Annotated in this window: 2 protein-coding genes; both read right to left on the bottom strand. The window is 74.2% G+C overall.

The genetic code is table 11. From position 1 onward, the window contains the following. Window positions 1–65 precede the first annotated feature (65 nt). Window positions 66–1,511, bottom strand: coding sequence for a hypothetical protein (locus WH07_RS35720; RefSeq protein ID WP_046509423.1), 1,446 nt, complete (start codon window positions 1,509–1,511; stop codon window positions 66–68). A gap of 99 nt (window positions 1,512–1,610) precedes the next feature. Then, a complete protein-coding gene (locus WH07_RS35715) occupies window positions 1,611–2,423 on the bottom strand; it encodes an ABC transporter ATP-binding protein (protein WP_198533959.1) in 813 nt (270 codons plus the stop codon). Between the last annotated feature and the right edge of the window lie 162 nt (window positions 2,424–2,585).

Genomic DNA, 2,585 nt, shown 5'->3' with positions numbered 1-2,585 from the left:
GGCATACCGGGCGGGAGCGGCTTCAGTCCGCCCCGGCCCCGCCCCGTCCCCCGGTGCCTCCTCGCTCACCCGCGCGCGCCGCCCCGCAGGACCGTCAGCAGGTCGCCCTCGCACGCCAGCGACGCCTTCCGCAGCGCCGCCACGCGCTCCCGCTGCTCGTCGGCCGGCAGCGCGCGCAGCGCCGTCCAGGCGGGGCGGGCCAGGGCGTCCGCCGCCGAGCGTTGGCCGCCCGCGCCGGGCAGCGGCTTGAGGTCACCCGTGAACCAGGCCGCGGCGACCGTGCGCGCCGCCAGTTCACGCACGGCCTTGGTCTCGTCGTACCGCTGCTCCTCCTCGTCCGTCGGATAGGTCCTGAGCGGGACGACGCACGGCCCCGTACCGGCACCCGCCAGCAGCGCGCGCAGAGTCTCGTCCCGCGCGGCGCCGCTGAGCGCCTGCGCCTCGAAGTCGACGGGGACGAAACCGGCGGGCTGCGGCGGCGCCTGCGGCCGCCACGCGCCGAGCGGCCACGCGGGGACCGTCTCGCGCACCGCGGACGGCGGGTCCGGCAGCCCGGCCAGCAGCCGCAGCGCCTCCTCGCCGGGGCCCTCCGGCCCGGCGAGCGCGGCCAGTTCCTTCTCGTGCACCCGCGTCACACACACCCGGCCCTCGCACACCGGCGCCGTAGCCGCCTCGTCGATCACATAGTTGAGGTCGTGCGAGGCCGGCAGCAGCGGCACTCCCACCGCCGCCCCCACCACCAGCGGCACCAGCGCCAGCAGCCGAGCCCGCGCCCGTCCCGCCACCAGCAGCAGGAATCCCGTCCCCGCCAGGCCCAGCAGCCAGACCGCCTGCCCCGCGTCGACCCGCCACGCCACCGTCAGGAACGTGCTGTGCACCTCGGCCAGCGACGGCGACAGCAGCACGATCCGGTTCGGGAACAGGTCCTTCGTGACCGCGTCATGAACGAGTACGACCGACATCAGCGTCGCGATCGCCAGCGTGGGCGGGACGAACGCGGACGGTACGGTCCTGGCGATCCCCATCCCCAGCCAGGCCCCGGCGACCAGCGCCAGTGCCCCGACGAGCACGATCGGCAGCCAGCGGAGATGCGCGTACCCGTCGTTGCCGATCACCTGGACCCCTCCGTAGAGGAAGATCAGCAGATAGGCGACGGTGAGGGTCAGCCCCAGCGCCGCGGCGGTCCCGGCCGCGCGCTGCCAGGGCGGACGCGGGGTCGTGGCGAGGAGTTCCGTCATCCGCGAACGGTGGTCCCGCAGCCCCTGTACGGCCCCGGCCGCCAAGGCCGGCGGCCACAGGAACACCATGAGATACCGCTCCCACCAGGCGGCGGACATCCACTGCCCGGTCCACGCCTCGGCGCCCTGCCCCCACGGCCCGCCGCCGAACGACTGAAGCAGTGCGACCGAGCCGAGCAGGAGCAGCAGCCCCGTCCACAGACCGGTGGAGCGCCGGAGTTCGATCCGCAGGATCCGGCCGCTGGGCCCGGGCCGCCCCGACCTCGACCTCACGTATGCCGTCCGCCTCTGTCATCCCGTCCGCGTCTGTCATCCCTTCCACCCCCTGTGTCGCTTCCGTTTCCCGCGTCGCGTCCGTCCCCTGCTGCGGTTTCACCAGGCACCGCCCTTGCCCCGTCCCGGCCCCATCAGCAGCGCCGCGTAACCCCGTTCGATCGGACTGTCCCCCGGGTCCTCCGGCCCGCCCGCGTCCGCCAGTTGGCCCGGCGTCCCGCTGAACACCGTCCGCCCCTCGGCCATCAGCGTCACATCCGTACACGCCGCCGCGACGTCCTCGACAAGATGCGTGGACACCACGACACACGCGTCCGCGCCGAGTTGGTGCAGCAGCTCACGGAAGCGCAGCCGCTGCGCCGGATCGAGACCCGCCGTCGGCTCGTCGAGCAGCAGGATCCGCGGGTCGTTGACGATCGCCTGCGCGATCCCCGCCCGCCGCACCATCCCGCCCGACAGCGTCTTCATCCGCGCGTCGGCCCGGTCGGCCAGCCCCACGCGCTCGACCGCCCGCTGCACCGCCCCCGGTATCCGGGCCGCCGGAACCTCCTTGAGCCACGCCATGTACTCGACGAGCTCCCTTACGGTGAAACGCCGGTAGTACCCGAACTCCTGCGGCAGATAACCGATCCGCCGCCGCAGCTCCCGCCGCCCGCCGTGCGCCCCCGCCGGAGCGCCGAGCAGCTCCAGGGAACCGGCGGCCGGCCGCAGTACGGTGGCGAGCGCGCGGATCAGGGTCGTCTTCCCGGCGCCGTTGGGGCCGAGCAGGCCGTGCACTCCGGTGCCGAGGGCCAGGTCCAGGCCGTCGACGGCCATCGTGTGGGCCCCGGCCCGCACCTTCAGTCCTTCGGCGTGGATCTCCCAGGCGTAGGGGGTGGGGGCCACTTCGGCCGCCGTCACACCGCGCATCATGTCGTCACTTCCTCACTTCCTCGGTCATCGTTGAGGGCCTTCCGTTTCGAGTGCGTGGGGCGTATGCGTGGGGCGTACGTGGGTGCGTGCGGGCCTCAGCGGTGCGCCCCCGCCACCGCGTACGCCCCCCTCCGGGTGAACACCACCGCCGCTCCCACCACC

It is taken from the genome of Streptomyces odonnellii (assembly GCF_000981895.1).
In the GTDB taxonomy this organism is placed as follows: Bacteria; Actinomycetota; Actinomycetes; order Streptomycetales; family Streptomycetaceae; genus Streptomyces; species Streptomyces odonnellii.
The sequence above is the reverse complement of the archived record's forward strand: the minus strand, read 5'-3'. Positions and strand labels throughout refer to the sequence as shown.

Excerpts from the sequence above, each read along its gene's own strand:
- WH07_RS35715 (WP_198533959.1), bottom strand. The coding sequence starts at position 2,423 with ATGATGCGCGGTGTGACGGCGGCCGAAGTGGCCCCCACCCCCTACGCC.